We start from the raw sequence: 17,463 nt of genomic DNA, 5'->3' as shown, positions 1-17,463 counted from the left end.
GCATGAACGGCCTCAACTTGCCGGCGGGTCCGCCGATAAACGGAAGGTGCCGGGGTCACGGCATCTTCAATCAAAGGCGGAATGGAACATGCTTGTCGTCGTCGGTGCCCTGGTCGTGATCGTCGCCGTGGTGGGCGGCTTCGTGCTGTCCCACGGACATCTCGCCGCGTTGTGGCAACCCTACGAGCTGCTGATCATCGGTGGCGGGGCGCTCGGCGCGTTCCTCAGCGCCAATCCATCGAAGATCGTCAAGGCATCGATCCAGGATGCCATCGGTCTCATCAAGGGACCGAAGTACAAGAAGCAGGACTACGTGGACCTGCTCTCGCTGCTCTACGACATCTTCAGCGTGGCGCGGAAGGAGGGCCTGCTGGCACTCGAGTCGCACATCGAGAGCCCGGAAGAGAGTCCGATCTTCACCAAGTACCCGCGGTTGATCCGCGAGCACCATCTCGTCGACTTCATCACCGACTGCCTGCGCCTGATGGTCAGCGGCAGCATGAACGCGCACGAGCTCGAGCCGCTGCTCGACTACGAGCTGGAAACCCATCACCACGAAGCCGAGGCGCCGGCGCACGCGGTGGCCAAGATGGCCGACGCGATGCCCGGCTTCGGCATCGTGGCGGCAGTGCTCGGCATCGTGATCACGATGGGCTCGCTCAACGGCGGCGACACCTCGGCCATCGGCGAGCACATTGCCGCCGCGCTGGTCGGCACCTTCCTCGGCATCCTGCTGGCCTACGGCTTCATCGGCCCGCTGGCGCAGGCGATGGAGTCGAAGGTGAAGGAGGACAGCAAGGCGTTCGAGTGCGTGAAGGTGGCGCTGATCGCCAACCTGCGCGGCTACAACCCCAAGGTGGCGGTGGAGTTCGCCCGCAAGTCGCTGTCCTCGCAGTCCCGCCCGAGCTTCCAGGATCTCGAACTGCACCTCAAGGGCGCTGCGGCATGAGTGAGGATCAGGGCGAACCGGTCATCGTCGTCCGCAAGATCAAGCGGATCAGCGGCGGACACCATGGTGGTGCCTGGAAAGTCGCCTATGCCGACTTCGTGACGGCGATGATGGCGTTCTTTCTGGTCATGTGGCTGCTCGGCCAGGGCACCAAGCAGCAGAAAGCGGCGATCGCCGAATACTTCAACAACCCGAGCATGCAGCAGGGCCAGGCCACGGTCGCGCCACCGGGCCAGGTGGGCGCCGGCGGCGCGAGCGACAGCATGATCAAGCTCGGCGGTGCGATGGACATTCCGAAGGGCCCGGGCAACGAGCGCCAGTATGCCAAGCCGCAGACCTCCAAGGCAGACCTCGAGAAGCTCGCCAAGGCGCAGGAAAAGGCGCGCCTGGAAGACCTGATGCAGCAGCTGAATGCGGCCATCGAAAAGAGCCAGGCGCTGGCGCCGTTCAAGGATCAGCTGCTGCTGGACATCACCTCCGAAGGGCTGCGCATCCAGATCGTCGACAAGCAGAACCGGCCGATGTTCGACCTCGGCAGCGCCCGGTTGAAGGACTACACCGTCGACATCCTCCATGAGCTGGCGGGCTTCATCAACAAGGTGCCGAACCCGATCAGCATCTCCGGCCATACCGACGACGCGCCGTATTCGAATGGCCGCGACTACAGCAACTGGGAGCTTTCCGCCGATCGCGCCAATGCCGCGCGACGGGCATTGATCGAGGGTGGCCTGCAGAACGGCAAGATCGCCCGTGTGGTCGGACTGGCCGATTCCGTGCCGTTCGACAAGAACAACCCGGGGGCGGCCATCAATCGGCGCATCAGCATCATCGTCATGACCCACGAGGCCGCCGAGGCAGCCAAGTCCCCGGAAGGCGCCGACAGCGCGCCGGCGGCGGCCGCTTCGGCCCGGCCGATGGCGGATGCCGCCCCGGCCATCGCCGCTTCGCTTGCCGCCTCGCCGGTGGCACCGGCGATGACGGTGACCGCGCCGTCGACACCGACGGTGGTCGAGTCGCGCCCCGCCGCGACCGGGGCGGCCGCCGACGCGGCACCGGTCGGCCTGGCGACGCCTGCTGCCCAGGGTCTGCCCTCGATGCCGGCCGCGGTGCGGGCCGTGCAGGACGCAGGCATGTCCACGACAGTCAGACCCGGTCGGGAGGGCGCGATGCCCGCGGCGGTGCGCGCGATCCAGGCCGCTGGCTACCCGGCGGCGGCAACGACGACGCGATTGCCCTAGCGGCTGCCTGGGGGCAGCGTCCGGTCCAGCTCGGCCAGGCGCTCGGGCGTGCCCACATCGGTCCAGCGCCCGCGGTGATGCATGCCATCCACCGCGGCAGCGGCCATCGCGGTGCGCAGCAGGGGCGCGAGCGGGAAGCGCGGCTGCTGGCCGGGCCGCATCGTCGAAGCATGCTCCTGCCAGCCATCGAGTACCTCCCGGCGATAGACCCCCACGCCGGCGAAGGTGAGACGTGGCTCGCCCTGGGCGTGCAGGTGCCCGTCGGCATCCAGATGAAAGTCGCCCGCCGGGTGGTGCGGCGGGTTGTCGACCATCACCAGGTGTGCCAGGCCACGCGGTTCGGTCGGCAGGCGGGCGAAATCGAGATCGGTCCAGATGTCGCCATTGATCGCCAGGAACGGTTCCGGCCCCAGCAGCGGCAATGCGTTGAGCATGCCGCCGCCGGTCTCCAGCGGCGTCGTCCCCTCGTACGCGTAGCGGATGCGCAGTCCCCAGCGGGCGCCGTCGCCCAGCGCTTCGGGAAACCGGTCGGCCAGGTGCGAGGTGTTGACCACCACGTAATGCACGCCGAGCGCCGCCAGTTTCTCCAGGTGCCACACGATCAGCGGCTTGCCGCCGACAGAGAGCAGGGGTTTGGGTGTGCTGTCGGTGAGCGGGCGCATGCGTTCGCCCAGTCCCGCGGCGAAGATCAGCGCATGTCTCATGCGAGTGCCGGCTCCGTGGTCAGGTCGCGGTCGCCGACGTGCCGCGCCAGCAGGTCGGCCATCGGCTGCAGTTCGGGGTAGCTGCCGGCGATGTCGATCACGTAGTCGAACACGCGGGGCAGGTCGGCCAGGTAGCCGCGCTTGCCGTCGCGGTAGGCGAGCCGGCAGAAGATGCCCAGCACCTTCAGGTGCCGCTGCAGGCCGATCAGGTCGAACCAGCGCAGGAAAGTGGCGGCGTCGACCTCGTCGTCGATCAGCCCGGCGCCGTGTAGGCGCTTGCGATAGGCCTCGACCCAGGACTCGACGCGCTCGCGCGGCCAGGCGATGTAGCAGTCGCGCAGCAGCGAGGCGAGGTCGTAGGCGATCGGGCCGGCCAGCGCGCCCTGGAAATCGATGATGCCGGGGCTGGCCAGCGGCGTGTCGTCGTCGATCACCAGCAGGTTGCGGCTGTGGAAGTCGCGGTGCACGAACACGGTCGGTTGCGCCAGCGCGCTGTCCAGCAGCACGCCGAAGGCTTCCTCCAGCGTTTCCAGTTCGTCGTCGTCGGGCGTCACGCCCAGGTGCCGGCCAAGGAACCACTCCGGCAGGATCGCCAGCTCGCGGGCCAGGAATGCGCGGTCGTAGTGGGCCAGATCCGAGGTACCCATGCGTGTCTGGATGCGCAGCAACGCGTCGAGCGCGGCGCCGTAGAGCTGCTCGACCGAAGCCTCGTTCAATTCCGGCAGGTAGGTGCGGGTGCCGAGATCCTCGATCAGCAGGAAGCCCTGCGCGAGATCGGCTTCATGCACCGCCGGCACGTGCAGGCCGGCGTCGGCCAGACGGCGGCCGATCGCCAGCCACGGCGCCGGGTCCTCCTGGGCCGGGGGCGAATCCATCACGATCCAGCTGCGGCCGCCGTGGCGGGTGCGCCAGTAGCTGCGGAAACTGGCGTCGGACGATGCGCTTTCCAGCGTGAGGCGGTCGTCGCCGAGCGTGCGGCGCAGCCAGGCCAGGCGTTCGGTGGCGCGGTCGGTGGAGGTCATCGGCGGCAAGGACAGGGCGGAAAATGCCAGTCTAGCGTCAGTGCCCGTTCGCGGAAGCCGGGAGGGCGGCCGCGGTGCGAAACCGTTTTCCTGTCGATCACCGGCAAGTCTCTGGCCAAACTGATTTTTTCCGGTGCTGCGTTACCGCTTGAACCGGCGCGCATTGTGGGCCACCTTAGGCAGACGGCGGCCGCAGCGCTCGGGTGGTGCGGGTCGGCCAGCCGAGGGAATTTCTGCCTTTGAGTTCGATGCATCTGGTCTTGTCGTCGCATTTGTCCGGACTGTGGTCGCCGGTGATCGCCGCGTGCGCGGCGACATCGTCGGGCAAGGTGGGCGGAACATGCCGCCGGGCCTGTCCGCGGCGCCCGCCCGCCAGGGGTGTCCGCCATGGCGCTTGAACTGGAAGAGCGCTGCATCGATGTGGCCGACATCAAGCTCGGCATGTACGTCTCGCGACTCGACCTGCCGTGGGAGCAGACCCCGTTCCCGCTGCAGGGGCTCGAGGTGCGTTCGCTGGAAGACATCGAGAAACTGCGCGAGTTCTGCAGTTTCGTCTACGTCGACACGCGTCGGCAGGTGCTGCTGGACAACGTCCCGCTGAAGATCCTCAACCGCACCGAATTGCCCGAGGCACGCTTCCAGGCGCGCATCGGCTATCGCGACGAGGTGGACTTCGCCGAGGAACTGCCCCGCGCCCGCGAGGCGATGGAACAGGCGTCCACCCTCGTCGACCGGGTCTTCGACGACGTGATGCAGGGACGCGAGCTGCCGGTGGAGAGCGTCGAGCAGGCCGTGCGCCCGCTGGTTGCCAGCGTGCTGCGCAGCGCCGATGCGTTCTTCTGGGTCGAGGGCCTGCGCCGCCGCGACAGCTACTCCTACAACCACGCCATCCACTGCAGCGTGCTGGCCGCGCTGTTCGGTCGGCACATGGGCTTCGCCGAGGAAACCATCGTCAGCCTCGCCGCTGGCGGCCTGTTGATGGATGTCGGCAAGGCGCGGGTCCCCGGTGAGCTGCTGACCCATCCCGGCAAGCCGACCGCGGAGGAGATGGAGCAGATCCGCCAGCACGTGGCCCACGGCCTGGACATCCTGCACGCGTCGGAGCTGCGCGATGCCGACGTGATCGACATCGTCCGCACCCACCACGAGCGACACGACGGCCAGGGCTATCCGGCCGGGCTGGCCGGCGTGGAGATCCCGCTGGCCGGCCGCATGCTGTCGATCATCGACGCCTACCATTCGATGATCAGCGAGCACACCTACCGGCCGGCGGTGTCCCGCCACCAGGCGCTGCGGGCGATCTACGCGGCCAAGGGAACCCAGTTCCAGGCCGAGCTGGTCGAGCAGTTCCAGGTCTGTCTGGGCGTCTACCCCACCGGCTCGATGGTGGAACTGACCACGGGCGAGGTTGCGGTGGTGCTGGCGCAGAACCAGGCGCGGCGGCTGACGCCGCGGGTGGTGATCCTGAGTACGCCGGACAAGCTGGCGTTGACCACGTTCCAGGTGATGGACCTGATGAACCAGCCCGAGGGCAAGCCGCAGGTCCACATCCGCCGGGGCCTGGCGCCGGGCGAGTACGGCATCGATACCGCGGATCTGTTCCTGCAATGATGCCCGCAGCCGCCGACCGGTGGGGACGGGGAGTCGTCGCTTGCTGAACCGCGATGCGTTGCTGTCGGCCTTCGATGCCGCGATCCGGGCCCGGGCGGGAGAGGACCGCGTTGCCGCGGTCGTGCTCCGGATCGAGGGGCTGCGCGAGCGCCGGCTGCGTTTCGGTTATGCCGCCGCGGACGCTGCGGTTGCCCAGGTGATCGCCCTGATCGCCGACGCGTTGCGGCCGGCGGATCGCGTGTTTCGTATCGGCGAAGACCTTTTCGCGTTGCTGCTTCCGGGCATGCGCAATGCGCAGCATGCGCTGCTGGCCGCAACCCGGCTCATGCAGGCATTCGAGCAACCGGTCGCCGGCCAGGGCGAGCCGTGGCGGGCCCGGCCGGTCATGGGCATCGCACTCTATCCGGACCATGGTGAAGGCCCCGAGTCGGTGCTGTTGCGGGCCGACATGGCGATGGACGAGGCGCTGCGCCTGGGCGAACAGCATGCGGTCCACGATGGCGCCAGCGATCCGGTGGCGGTGCGCTACGGCGAGCTTCGCGACGCCATCGAGAGCAATCGCCTGGCGGTGTTCCTGCAGCCGATCTTCGATCTGCAGGCCGGCGGTGTGGTGGCGGCCGAATCGTTGGCGCGCTGGCCGGCGGGAGGCGCCAGCGGCGGCATATCGCCTGCGGATTTCGTGCCGTTCGCCGAACAGAGCGGACTGATCGGTGCGCTCACCCACTGGAGCATCAACGCCACGCTCCGCCATGCGGCGCAGTTGCCGCCGGCGGCGGGAATGAAATTCTCCATCAACCTTTCGCCGCGGGTGTTCGACCAGCCGGGGCTGGTAGAGAAGCTCACCGGCGCGCTGGAGATCTGGGGCATTGCGCCCGAGCGCGTCGTCGCCGAGGTGACCGAGACGGCGCTGGTGAACGACCTGGAGCAGACCGTGCGCGTGCTCCGTCGCCTGCGCGATCGTGGACTCGGCGTGGCGATCGACGACTTCGGCACCGGCTACGCCAGCATTGCCTACCTGCGCAAATTCCCGGCGACCGAGCTGAAGATCGACATATCGCTGGTGCGCGGGCTCGAGGCCGATGCGCGCGGCGCCGCGCTGATGCGCGCGATCATCGACATGGCGCACCACCTCGATCTGGTCACCGTGGCCGAGGGCATCGAAGACCCGGCGACACGGACGCTGCTGGCCCGGATGGGCTGCGACTTCGGCCAGGGGCACCATCTGGGCGAACCCATGCCGGCCGGGGACTTCATCTCGCGCTTCGGTGCCTAGGCTGCCGCGTCGGCCGGAGATCCGGCCGCTGCGGGGCGGCCGGATGGCCACCCCGCGACGGTTCGATCAGAGGTTGTAGGCCTTCTCTTCGTGCTGCGACAGGTCCAGGCCGATCTGCTCCTGCTCGGCATCCACGCGCAGGCCGATGGCGATGTCCAGGATCTTCAGGATCGCGTAGCTCAGCACCGCGCTCCACGCGATGGTGAAGCCGACGCCCTTGGCCTGGATCCACAACTGGCCGCCCAGCGAGGTGACGTTGCCGAAGCCGCCCAGCGCGGCCGCTGCCAGCGGACCGGTGAGCAGACCGCCGATGATGCCGGCGATGGCATGTACGCCGAACACGTCGAGCGAGTCGTCGTAGCCGAGCTTGTTCTTCAGCTTGGTGGCGGTGAAGAAACACGCAGCGCCAGCGATCAGGCCCAGTACCAGCGCGCCGCCGGGGCCGCAGGTGCCCGAGGCCGGCGTCACCGCGACCAGGCCGGCCACCGCACCGGAAACCGCACCGAGCACGCTGGGCCGCTTGTGCACGAACCACTCCACCGCGGTCCAGCCGATCACCGCGCCGGCGGTGGCGATCTGGGTCACCAGCATCGCCATGCCGGCGCTGCCGTTGGAGGCCACCGCCGAGCCGGCGTTGAAGCCGAACCAGCCCAGCCACAAAAGGCTGGCTCCGATCACCGTGTAGCCCAGGTTGTGCGGCGGCATCGGCGTGGTCGGGTAGCCCTTGCGCTTGCCGATGACCAGGCACGCCACCAGGCCGGCGATGCCGGCGTTGATGTGCACCACCGTGCCGCCGGCGAAGTCCAGCACACCCAGGTCGCCGAGCAGCGAGCCGGGGCCGCCCCACACCATGTGCGCCATCGGCAGGTAGACGAAGGTCAGCCACAGTCCGGTGAACCACAGCAGCGCGCTGAACTTCATGCGCTCGGCGAAAGCGCCGATGATCAGCGCCGGGGTGATGATCGCGAACGTGAGCTGGAACATCACGAACACGCTTTCCGGCACCGTGTTGTACAGCGAGTCCGGCTTGAGTCCGGCCAGCATGAAGCGATCCAGTCCGCCGATGATCGAATGCAGGTCCACGCGGCCGGCGTGCATGCCCTCGGTGCTGAAGGCCAGCGAGTAGCCGTAGACCATCCACAGCACGGTCACCAGCGCGGTGATCGCGAAGCACTGCATCAGCACCGACAGCAGGTTCTTGGCGCGTACCATGCCGCCGTAGAACAGCGCCAGGCCGGGGATCGTCATCAGCAGCACCAGCATGGAGGCGGTGAGCATCCAGGCGGTGTCGCCGCTGTCGAGCTTGGGCGCGGTGCCCTGGGCGAAGGCGGGCATGGCGAACAGCAGGCCGGCGAGGAGCGCGGCGGGACGGCGCAGGGCGAGCAGGCGGTCAGAGCGCATCGGCGTCGACCTCCTGCGTGCGGATGCGGATCACCTGCTCGAGGTCGAACACCATGATCTTGCCGTCGCCGACCTTGCCGGTACGGGCGGCGGTGCCGATCGCCTCGATCGCGCGCTCGGCCTGGTCGTCGCTGACCGCGATCTCGATCTTCAGCTTGGGCAGGAAATCGACCACGTACTCGGCGCCGCGGTACAGCTCGGTGTGGCCGTGCTGGCGGCCGAAGCCCTTCACCTCGGTCACGGTCATCCCCTGCACGCCGGCCTCGGCCAGCGCCTCGCGCACTTCGTCGAGCTTGAACGGTTTGATGATGGCGGTAATCCACTTCATGACGTGCGCTTCCCCTCGCGACTGGTTCTGCTGCAGCACAGCAGATTGCGTGCCAGTACTCGTCGGTCCGCGGCCGACGCCGCAAAACGGGGCTGCCGTTGCGCCTGGGCGGTCCGGACGGGGTGTGGCCGGGGTAGTGGCGCCCGGAAGCGGTGCGATGAATTGCCCGTGATTGGTGCAATGAGGCCCGCGACGCCGTGTCCGGATTGACCGCTGCGGCGGTAATCCGTACCATTTTGGTCTGATTTGTCGGAATCCCCTCCCCGCCATGCTCCGCGTCAGCCGACTCACCGATTACGCCGCCGTGGTGATGACCTGCATCGCCGCGCACCCCGATGACGTGCTCAGCACGGCGCAGATCGCCGACGAGGCGCATCTGGAGCTGCCGACGGTGAGCAAGCTGCTGAAGTCGCTCGGGCACGCCGGGCTGGTCGAGTCGTTCCGCGGCGTCAACGGCGGCTACCGCCTCGCCCGCCCGGCCCGCGAGATCAACCTCGCCGAGATCGTCGAGGCGATGGAAGGGCGCATCGGCATGACCGAGTGCGGCACCGACGGCCAGTGCGAGCGCGAGTCGCAGTGCGGCGTGCGCGGCAGCTGGCGGCGGATCAACCAGGTGCTCGACGACGCCCTGCGCGGCGTGAGCCTGGCCGACATGCTTCAACCGCCGGCCCGGCCGGCGCTGGCGACCATCGCCATCAGCGAGATCAAGGGCAGGACCACCGCATGAGCAGCGAACACACCGAGACCACCGCGCCGGTGGAAAACGCCGAGGTCATCGAGGCGCTCGGCCGTCGCTACGCCGCCGGCTTCGTCACCGACATCGAGACCGACTACCTGCCGCCGGGCCTCAACGAGGACATCGTGCGCGCGCTCTCCGCGCGCAAGGGCGAGCCGGAGTGGATGACCGAGTGGCGACTGAAGGCCTATCGCCACTGGCTGACCATGCCCACCCCGGACTGGGCCAAGCTCAACGTGCCGGCGGTGGACTACCAGGCGATCAGCTACTACGCCGCGCCGAAGCAGGCGCCCAAGTCGCTGGACGAGGTCGACCCCAAGCTGCTGGAAACCTACGAGAAGCTCGGCGTGCCGCTGCACGAGCGCGCCAAGCTGGCCGGCGTGGCGGTGGACGCGGTGTTCGACTCGGTCTCCGTCGGCACCACCTTCCGCAAGGAGCTGGCCGCGGCCGGCGTGATCTTCTGCTCGATCAGCGAGGCGATCCGCGAATACCCCGAACTGGTGCAGCAGTACCTCGGCAGCGTGGTGCCGGTGGGCGACAACTACTTCGCCGCGCTCAACTCGGCGGTGTTCTCCGATGGCTCGTTCGTGTTCGTGCCCAAGGGCGTGCGCTGCCCGATGGAGCTGTCCACCTACTTCCGCATCAACGCGATGAACACCGGGCAGTTCGAGCGCACGTTGATCATCTGCGAGGACGACGCCCACGTCTCCTACCTGGAAGGCTGCACCGCGCCGCAGCGCGATGAGAACCAGCTGCACGCCGCGGTGGTGGAACTGGTCGCGCTGGAGCGCGCCACCATCAAGTACTCCACCGTGCAGAACTGGTACCCCGGCGACGAGAACGGCGTCGGCGGCATCTACAACTTCGTGACCAAGCGCGGCGACTGCCGCGGCCACGATTCGAAGATCAGCTGGACCCAGGTGGAAACCGGTTCGGCGATCACCTGGAAATACCCCAGCTGCGTGCTGCGCGGCGACCGCTCGGTGGGCGAGTTCTATTCGGTGGCGCTCACCCATCACCACCAGCAGGCCGACACCGGCACCAAGATGATCCACCTCGGTCGCGACACCAAGTCGAAGATCGTCTCCAAGGGCATCTCCGCCGGCAAGAGCTCCAACAGCTACCGCGGCCTGGTGAAGGTGGAGAAGGGCGCCGAGAACGCGCGCAACTACACCCAGTGCGACAGCCTGCTGATCGGCAAGCAGTGCGGCGCGCACACCTTCCCCTACATGGAAGTGAAGAACCCCAGCGCCATCGTCGAGCACGAGGCGACGACGTCGAAGATCTCCGACGACCAGCTGTTCTACTGCCGCGCCCGCGGCATCGGCGAGGAAGACGCCGTGTCGATGATCGTCGACGGCTTCTGCAAGCAGGTCTTCCGCGAGCTGCCGATGGAGTTCGCGGTGGAGGCGAAGAAGCTGCTGGAAGTGTCGCTGGAGGGAGCAGTCGGATGAGGTATGTCGCGTTTTTTGCGGTGCTTGTCCTTGGCAGCCTGCTGGTGACGCCAGCGCGCGCCGATCAGCCGCCGGCCGATAGCGCAGTCGTGGCACGGTTTTGTGCCAAGGCCGCCACCCAGTACGACATGAACCAGTGCGCTGGCCAGGTCGGCGAGGCGGCCGACAAGGAGCTCAACGCGACCTACCGGGCCGTGTTGAAGAAGTGGGCCGCGTACCCGGAAATGATCGCGAAGCTGCGCAAGGCGCAGCGGGCCTGGCTGAGCTATCGCGATGCGGACCTTGCGGCCCGTTTTGCCAATGCCGAAGGCCCCGATCGCGGCACCGCCTACCCGGCTGCCTACGCGCTCTACCAGGCCGGCCTCGAGCGCGAACGGACCGCCCGTCTTTGTGACTACCTGCGCGGCGACGCCTATGGCGAGCAGGACAGCGCTCCCTGCGCCGATCTCGTCCGTCATCCGTTCGTCGTCCCCAAGGCGCCCTGACGCCATTACTGCGAAAACCCAAGCCATGCTCATCATCGAAAACCTCCACGCCCGCGTGGAAGGCAAGGAAATCCTCAAGGGCCTCAGCCTCACCGTGAAGCCGGGCGAGGTGCACGCCATCATGGGCCCGAATGGTGCCGGCAAGTCCACCCTGGGCAACGTGCTGTCCGGGCGCGAGGGCTACGAGGTCACCGCCGGCTCGGTCAGCTTCAACGGCGTCGACCTGCTGGCGATGGAGCCGGAGGCGCGCGCCGCCGCCGGCGTGTTCCTGGCCTTCCAGTACCCGGTGGAAATCCCCGGCGTGAACAACACCTACTTCCTGCGCACCGCGCTCAACGCGCAGCGCAAGGCGCGCGGCGAGAAGGAACTGGACTCCATGGCCTTCCTCAAGCTGGTGCGCGAGAAGCTCAAGGACATGCAGATCTCCGACGAGCTGCTGCACCGCGCCGTCAACGAGGGCTTCTCCGGTGGCGAGAAGAAGCGCAACGAGATCTTCCAGATGGCGGTGCTGGAGCCGAAGCTGGCAATCCTCGACGAGACCGACTCAGGGCTCGACATCGACGCACTCAAGCAGGTCGCCGCCGGCGTCAACGCGCAGCGCTCGCCCGAGCGCGCGGTGCTGATGATCACCCACTACCAGCGCCTGCTCGACTACATCCAGCCGGACTTCGTGCACGTGCTGGCCGATGGCCGCATCGTGGAGAGCGGCGACAAGACGCTGGCGCTCAAGCTCGAGGCGCAGGGCTACGCCTGGCTGCGCGAGGAACCGGCTGGAGCCTCGGCATGAGCCAGGCCGCGGCCCCCGTTCCGTTCGTCGAGGCGCAGCGCGAGGCGGCGCTGCCGGTCAGCGGCATCGCCTGGCTGGACGCGGCGCGACGCGACAACCTCGACGCCTTCCTCGCCGCCGGCCTGCCGGACACGCGCGTGGAAGCGTTCAAGTACACCGCGCTGCGCGCGCTGGGCCAGCGCCGCTACGCCGTCGGTGATGCGGCGGCCGCCACGTTGGCGATCGATGCGGCGGCGCTGGCGCTGCCGGGTGTCGACGGCCCGCGGCTGGTGTTCGTCAACGGCGTGCTGCGTGCCGACCTGTCCTCGCTCGATGCGCTGCCTGCCGGCCTGAGCCTGCAGCCGCTGTCGCAGGCGTTGGCTACCGATGCCGAGCCATTGCGCTTCGCGCTGGCGCGCGCCTACCGCGAAGCCGGCGACGCGTTCGTCCAGCTCAACGCGGCGTTCGCCGCCGAGGGTGTAGTGCTGCGCGTGGCAGCGGGCGCGCAGATCGAGGTGCCGGTGCACCTGTGCTTCGTCGGCGCCGCCTCGGAAGGCGACGCGATGTGGCACCTGCGCCAGGTGATCGAGCTGGGTGAGGGCGCTTCGCTCTCGCTCGCCGAGCATCATCTGGGTCATGGCGAGCACGCCCACCTGGGCACCGTGGTCACCGATATTTCGCTGGGCGAGCGCGCAAAGCTGCAGCACGTGATCCTGCAGTCGGCCGCCGAAGCCAGCACCCTGGTGCGTCGCACCGGCGTGCAGCTGCGCGCCGGCGCGCACGCCACCCTGCACGCGCTGGAACTGGGCGGGGCGCTGAGCCGCCACGAACTGCAGGCCGACGTGGCCGGCGACGGCGCGCGGCTGGAAACGCGCGGCGCCTTCGTGCTGCACGGCCGCCAGCATGCGGACACGCAGATGCTGGTGCGCCACACCGCGCGCAACTCGTCTTCCGAGGCCCTGTGGCGCGGCGTCGCCGACGGCCGCGCGCGCGGCGTGTTCCGCGGCGCGATCTACGTGGCACCGGGCGCCGACGGCACCGATGCCAGCCTCAGCAACAAGAACCTGCTGCTGTCCGCCAACGCCGAGATCGACACCAAGCCCGAGCTGGAGATCCACGCCGACGAGGTGAAGGCCGCGCACGGCGCCACCGTCGGCCAGCTCGATCCGCGCGCGCTGTTCTACCTGCGCTCGCGCGGCATCCCCGAGGCGCAGGCGCGCGCCATGCTTACTGCCGCGTTCTGCCGCGCGGTGCTGGACGACCTGCCGAACGAAGCGCTGCGCGAGCACCTGTCCGACCTCGTGGCCCGGCACCTGCCGCAGGCCTGAACCCCTTCGCCACCGGATCGCCGATGAACGCCGCCACCGCCACCCCGATCGCCCTCGACGTGCAGCGCGTGCGCGCCGACTTCCCGCTGCTGTCGCGCTCGGTGCACGGCAAGCCGCTGGTGTACTTCGACAACGCCAACACCAGCCAGAAGCCCGCGGCGGTCATCGACGCGGTGGACCGTTACTACCGCGAGTACAACGCCAACGTCTCGCGCGCCGTGCATTTCCTCGGCGAGGAGGCGACCAGCGCCTACGAGGGCGCGCGCGACAAGCTGGCGAAGTTCATCAACGCCACCTCGCGCAACGAGCTGGTGCTCACCTCCGGCACCACCCAGGCCACCAACCTGGTCGCCTACAGCTACGCGCTGCCGCGGCTGAAACCGGGAGACGCCATCCTCACCACGGTGATGGAGCACCACGCCAACATCGTGCCGTGGCAGCTCGTCGCCCAGCGCGCCGGCGCCACGGTGAAGGCGGCGCCGATCGACGCGCGCGGCGAGCTGATCGTCGAGCGCTTCATCGACCTGCTCACGCCGGAAGTGAAGCTCGCCTGCGTCACCCATGTCTCCAACGTGCTGGGCACGGTGAACCCGGTGCGCGAGATCGCCCGCGAATGCCGCAAGCGCGGCATCGCGCTGCTGGTCGATGGCTCCCAGGCGCTGCCCCATCGCCCGGTCGACGTGCAGGCGCTGGGCTGCGATTTCTACGCGCTCACCGGCCACAAGATGCTCTCGCCCACCGGCACCGGCGCGCTGTGGGCGAAGAAGGAGCACCTCGCCGCGATGCCGCCGTTCTTCGGTGGCGGCGAGATGATCCGCGAGGTGCGTTTCGACGGCACCACCTTCGCCGAGCCGCCGCACAAGTTCGAGGCCGGCACGCCGAACATCGCCGGCTTCGTCGGCCTGGGCGCGGCGATCGATTACTACCAGTCGCTCGGCTTCGAGGCGATCCACACCCACGAACAGGGTCTGCTCGCCTACGCCACCGAGCGCCTGCGCGAGGTGCCCGGCCTGCGCATCTTCGGCGAGGCGGCGGAGAAGGAGCCGGTGATCTCGTTCCTGGTCGAAGGCGCCCAGGCGACGGATCTCGCCACCCTGCTCGACCTGCAGGGCGTCGCCGTGCGCTCCGGCCACCACTGCGCCCACCCGCTGATGCAGTTCTTCGGCGTGCCCGCCACGCTGCGCGCCTCGCTGGCGTTCTACAACACCCGCGAGGAAGTGGACGCCTTTGTCGAGGCGTTGCTGAAGGTGCGCAAGCTGTTGATGTGATGGGTTGGTCTGGGTTCGGCCCCCCTTCGCCGGATGCCCCGGGTTCCCTCGACCTCCATGGCCCTCACCGTCATCCCAGCGAAGGCTGGGATCCAGCGCCTTCGCTTTTGGGTCCCCGGCACAAGTCACTGGATGACCGGCATTCGCCGTTGAAAGGCGCTTCCAGCTTCCGCTGGGATGACGAGCGTGGGGCTCTAGGCATTACCTCAGCGTCCCGGGTCTGTGTGCCCATGCCGAGCGAGCCAGCAGCGCAACCGCGTCGCCAAGCCGAAGCCGCCCCGCCACCTGACCCCAATCAAACCAACAACCCACCGCCGCGCTACGCTGTCACCCATTCCATGACGGTCCTCCCATGCTCGCCTCGCTCCCCGCCTTCCTGCGCATCCCGCTCGCCATCACGGCGTTGATCCTCAACACGATCGTGCACGTGCTGCCGCTGTTCGCGCTCACCTTCGTCAAGCTGCTGCTGCCGGTGCACGGCGCCCGCGTGGCCCTGTCGCGCGTACTGGTGGCCATTGCCGAGAGCTGGATCGGCGTCAACAGCGCGCTGTTCGACCTGTTCACCCGCACCCGCTGGCAGATCGAGGGCCTGGAGGGCCTCAAGCGCGACGGCAACTACCTGGTGCTGTGCAACCACCAGAGCTGGGTCGACATCCCGGTGCTGCAGAAGGTGTTCAACCGCCGCATCCCGTTCCTGCGCTTCTTCCTGAAGAGCCAGCTGATCTGGGTGCCGCTGCTCGGCCCCGCCTGGTGGGCGCTGGACTTCCCCTTCATGAAGCGCCACTCGCGCGAGGAACTGGCCAGGCATCCCGAGCTGGCCGGCAAGGACCGCGAGACCACCCGCAAGGCCTGCGAGAAATTCCGTCACATGCCTGTGTCGGTGATGAACTTCGTGGAAGGTACGCGCTTCACCCGCGCCAAGCACGACGCCCAGGGCGCGCCCTACACCCATCTGCTGCGCCCCAAGGCCGGCGGCGTCGCCTTCGTGCTGGACGCGATGGGCGAAGGCCTGCACGCCATCGTCGACGTCACCATCGTCTACGCCCAGGGCGCCGGCTCGATGATGGATCTGATCGCCGGCCGCGTGCGCGACATCCGCGTACACATCCGCCAGCGCGTCATCGACCCCGCCCTGCGCGGCGACTACGAGAACGACGCGGCTTTCCGCGAGCGCTTCCAGGCGTGGATCAACACGCTGTGGGCGGAGAAGGATGCGGAAGTGGGGCGGTTGCTCAAGGGCTGAGGCGAACCATCCCTCCACCTGGGCTGGGCCGCTACCTGATCTCGCTCAGGACCGTGGCCGAGGCTTTTTGGGCAGCGGGCCTGGTTCGACGAAAGCAACGCCCGCAATGGCTGCCTCCGCGACGATCTTCTCCAGGGCCGCCTTGCCCGCATCGTTGACATAGATGGATGCGGCCGCCGTCAGTGGGTCCTTGAACACGGCGGGTTCGACCGGTACTGCATGCTCGAAGAACGCTTCCTTCACGATGGATCCGCTGGGTCGCCTGGTTGACCGGCTCTCATCGATACAGGGAATCAGGTTCGTCACGTTGTAGAACCAGCGGGTTTGTCCCCCGCAGTCCATCGCCAGGAACTGGCCGAAAGCGGACAGGAAGGGTTCCAGCGCCGCCTTGGCCTCGTCATTCATGGCCAGTGCGCCTGGGGTTAGTGCGCTGACGTCAGCCAGAGATTTGGGCTTTTTCTTTCCGGGCTCGACGAACACTTCGACCCTCGGTCTTGTCGGCCAGGTGAGTCGAATACCGGATGCGTCGAACATGCCGGACTCCATGTCCTCCTCGTGCGCAAAAACCAGAGGCGCGTAGTCGTTGACCGAGCCGCTCCTAAGCTCCCAGACTTCTGGAGTAACCGTCTTGGCATGCGATGTCGTCATGGCTGCTTTCATCCCTGATGTCTCGTGACGCGCTCGCCATCATGCCGTAACCAGGTGGCGAAGAACGAGAGGATGTGCGCGCGGTACGCCGGGCCCGCATAGCGATCCAGATCCACGTGCCGGGCGCCGGGGACCACCCACAGCTGCTTGGGGCTGGCCGTGGCGCGATACATGGCCAGCGACTCGCCGAGGGTGGTGCGCCGGTCGGCGGAGCCGGCGACGAGCAGCTTGGGTACGCCAAGTGCGCGGATGCGATCGATCGGGCGCATCTGCTGCAGGGACAGCCCGAGATGCGGCTTCACCGTCATCGCCAGCAGCGGTTCAAGCCATGTGCCGACGACGCCGGCATACAGCCGCAGCCGGTCGTCGAGCGCCTGCGCCAGGGTGGGGTAGACCTGTTCCAGCACCATCGCGTCGACCTCAAGCCTTGGCTGCGCCAGCAGGGCAGCGGCCCCGCCCATCGAGGTGCCGATGAGGCCGATGGGTTGTCCGGGCGCCAGCTTCCTCAGTTCCGCGACGGCCGCCTGGGCGTCGCGCGATTCCAGGTAGCCGAAGGTGATCACCCGACCCGGACTCTCACCCGAGGCCTGGAAGTCGATCAACAGCACCGCATAGCCCGCCCGATGCAGGAAGCGCGCACGGTCCAGCATGCCCAAGCGATTGGCGCGCACGCCATGCAGCAGAAGCACCGCACCGATGCCCCGGCCTGGGACGAACCAGCCGTGGATCATCGAGCCGGAGTTGCTGCCGAACACCACCGCGCGTGCGGGGAGGTCGATGGGTGGCGGCCCGACGTTGGCGGGCACTGGATGGATCAGCAGATCGCCTGCGAACCAGATCGCGGCGCCAGCCATCAGGACGCAGAGCACCAGCCCGGCCACCAGCCGGGTCATCCAGTGAGAGATATTCATGTTCCCGCGCCCAAGCCGCCATGTCCGCGGGTAACGCTCGCCGGGGCGATTGGCTTTTGCGTGGCCAGCGTGAGGCTCGTCGGTGGCGATCAAAGACG

General features: G+C 68.1%; 17 protein-coding genes. 11 read left to right on the top strand and 6 right to left on the bottom strand.

The features are described 5' to 3' along the window. Nucleotides 1-88: 88 nt before the first annotated feature. Entirely contained in the window at nt 89-949 is an 861-nt protein-coding gene (gene motA / locus C693_RS0105805; protein WP_017461307.1) for a flagellar motor stator protein MotA, read from the top strand. After that, on the top strand, nt 946-2,187 hold the full coding sequence (gene motB, locus C693_RS0105800) for a flagellar motor protein MotB (protein WP_017461306.1): 1,242 nt from the start codon (nt 946-948) through the stop codon (nt 2,185-2,187). Before motA ends, motB begins: the two co-directional genes overlap by 4 nt. Here the strand turns inward: motB and murU are convergent. Together murU and C693_RS0105790 are read right to left on the bottom strand one after the other, a co-directional pair. Further along, on the bottom strand, nt 2,184-2,891 hold the full coding sequence (gene murU / locus C693_RS0105795) for an N-acetylmuramate alpha-1-phosphate uridylyltransferase MurU (protein WP_020379885.1): 708 nt from the start codon (nt 2,889-2,891) through the stop codon (nt 2,184-2,186). The two genes, motB and murU, sit on opposite strands and share 4 nt — an antisense overlap. Next, nucleotides 2,888-3,913, bottom strand: coding sequence for an aminoglycoside phosphotransferase family protein (locus C693_RS0105790; protein ID WP_017461305.1), 1,026 nt, complete (start codon nt 3,911-3,913; stop codon nt 2,888-2,890). Before C693_RS0105790 ends, murU begins: the two co-directional genes overlap by 4 nt. Before the next feature lie 387 nt (nt 3,914-4,300). Here C693_RS0105790 and C693_RS0105785 point away from each other — a divergent pair, with 387 nt between their 5' ends. Both C693_RS0105785 and C693_RS0105780 read left to right on the top strand, forming a co-directional pair. Next, complete coding sequence (locus tag C693_RS0105785) at nt 4,301-5,524, top strand: HD-GYP domain-containing protein (RefSeq protein WP_017461304.1); 1,224 nt, start codon at nt 4,301-4,303, stop codon at nt 5,522-5,524. A gap of 40 nt (nt 5,525-5,564) precedes the next feature. After that, nucleotides 5,565-6,797, top strand: coding sequence for a putative bifunctional diguanylate cyclase/phosphodiesterase (locus tag C693_RS0105780; RefSeq protein WP_017461303.1), 1,233 nt, complete (start codon nt 5,565-5,567; stop codon nt 6,795-6,797). 66 nt (nt 6,798-6,863) lie between these two features. On the opposite strand, the gene C693_RS0105775 is transcribed toward C693_RS0105780, so the two are convergent. Continuing rightward, nucleotides 6,864-8,198 carry an ammonium transporter gene (locus C693_RS0105775; RefSeq protein WP_017461302.1) on the bottom strand — a complete coding sequence of 445 codons (1,335 nt, stop codon included), beginning with the start codon at nt 8,196-8,198 and terminating at the stop codon, nt 6,864-6,866. After that, nucleotides 8,188-8,526: a P-II family nitrogen regulator gene (locus tag C693_RS0105770; RefSeq protein WP_017461301.1), complete on the bottom strand. Its 339-nt coding sequence runs from the start codon at nt 8,524-8,526 to the stop codon at nt 8,188-8,190. Before C693_RS0105770 ends, C693_RS0105775 begins: the two co-directional genes overlap by 11 nt. 268 nt (nt 8,527-8,794) lie before the next feature. On the opposite strand from C693_RS0105770, the gene C693_RS0105765 reads away from it, so the two are divergent. From C693_RS0105765 to C693_RS0105735, 7 genes are all read left to right on the top strand, one after another. Beyond that, on the top strand, nt 8,795-9,253 hold the full coding sequence (locus C693_RS0105765; RefSeq protein ID WP_017461300.1) for an SUF system Fe-S cluster assembly regulator: 459 nt from the start codon (nt 8,795-8,797) through the stop codon (nt 9,251-9,253). Further along, the gene (gene sufB / locus C693_RS0105760) at nt 9,250-10,716 is read left to right on the top strand and encodes a Fe-S cluster assembly protein SufB (RefSeq protein ID WP_017461299.1); all 1,467 of its coding nucleotides are present in this window, start codon (nt 9,250-9,252) and stop codon (nt 10,714-10,716) included. Before C693_RS0105765 ends, sufB begins: the two co-directional genes overlap by 4 nt. After that, a complete protein-coding gene (locus C693_RS22540) occupies nt 10,713-11,201 on the top strand; it encodes a lysozyme inhibitor LprI family protein (protein WP_017461298.1) in 489 nt (162 codons plus the stop codon). Before sufB ends, C693_RS22540 begins: the two co-directional genes overlap by 4 nt. A gap of 25 nt (nt 11,202-11,226) precedes the next feature. Further along, nucleotides 11,227-11,988 (top strand): Fe-S cluster assembly ATPase SufC, encoded by a 762-nt coding sequence (gene sufC, locus C693_RS0105750; protein WP_017461297.1) that lies wholly within the window; start codon nt 11,227-11,229, stop codon nt 11,986-11,988. Then, on the top strand, nt 11,985-13,295 hold the full coding sequence (gene sufD, locus C693_RS0105745; protein ID WP_017461296.1) for a Fe-S cluster assembly protein SufD: 1,311 nt from the start codon (nt 11,985-11,987) through the stop codon (nt 13,293-13,295). Before sufC ends, sufD begins: the two co-directional genes overlap by 4 nt. A 23-nt stretch (nt 13,296-13,318) precedes the next feature. Then, nucleotides 13,319-14,563 carry a cysteine desulfurase gene (locus tag C693_RS0105740; RefSeq protein WP_017461295.1) on the top strand — a complete coding sequence of 415 codons (1,245 nt, stop codon included), beginning with the start codon at nt 13,319-13,321 and terminating at the stop codon, nt 14,561-14,563. Nucleotides 14,564-14,915: 352 nt separating this feature from the next. After that, nucleotides 14,916-15,806 (top strand): acyltransferase, encoded by an 891-nt coding sequence (locus C693_RS0105735; RefSeq protein ID WP_017461294.1) that lies wholly within the window; start codon nt 14,916-14,918, stop codon nt 15,804-15,806. Nucleotides 15,807-15,851: 45 nt separating this feature from the next. Here C693_RS0105735 and C693_RS0105730 read toward each other — a convergent pair whose 3' ends face one another. Continuing rightward, nucleotides 15,852-16,466, bottom strand: coding sequence for a hypothetical protein (locus tag C693_RS0105730; RefSeq protein WP_241762637.1), 615 nt, complete (start codon nt 16,464-16,466; stop codon nt 15,852-15,854). Then, on the bottom strand, nt 16,463-17,458 hold the full coding sequence (locus C693_RS0105725) for an alpha/beta hydrolase (protein WP_157798557.1): 996 nt from the start codon (nt 17,456-17,458) through the stop codon (nt 16,463-16,465). The genes C693_RS0105730 and C693_RS0105725 overlap by 4 nt, the downstream gene beginning before the upstream one ends. Nucleotides 17,459-17,463 lie beyond the last annotated feature (5 nt).

Origin of the sequence: Dyella ginsengisoli LA-4, from assembly GCF_000334915.1 — a bacterium.
GTDB lineage: Bacteria > Pseudomonadota > Gammaproteobacteria > Xanthomonadales > Rhodanobacteraceae > Dyella_A > Dyella_A ginsengisoli_A.
The sequence above is the reverse complement of the archived record's forward strand: the minus strand, read 5'-3'. Positions and strand labels throughout refer to the sequence as shown.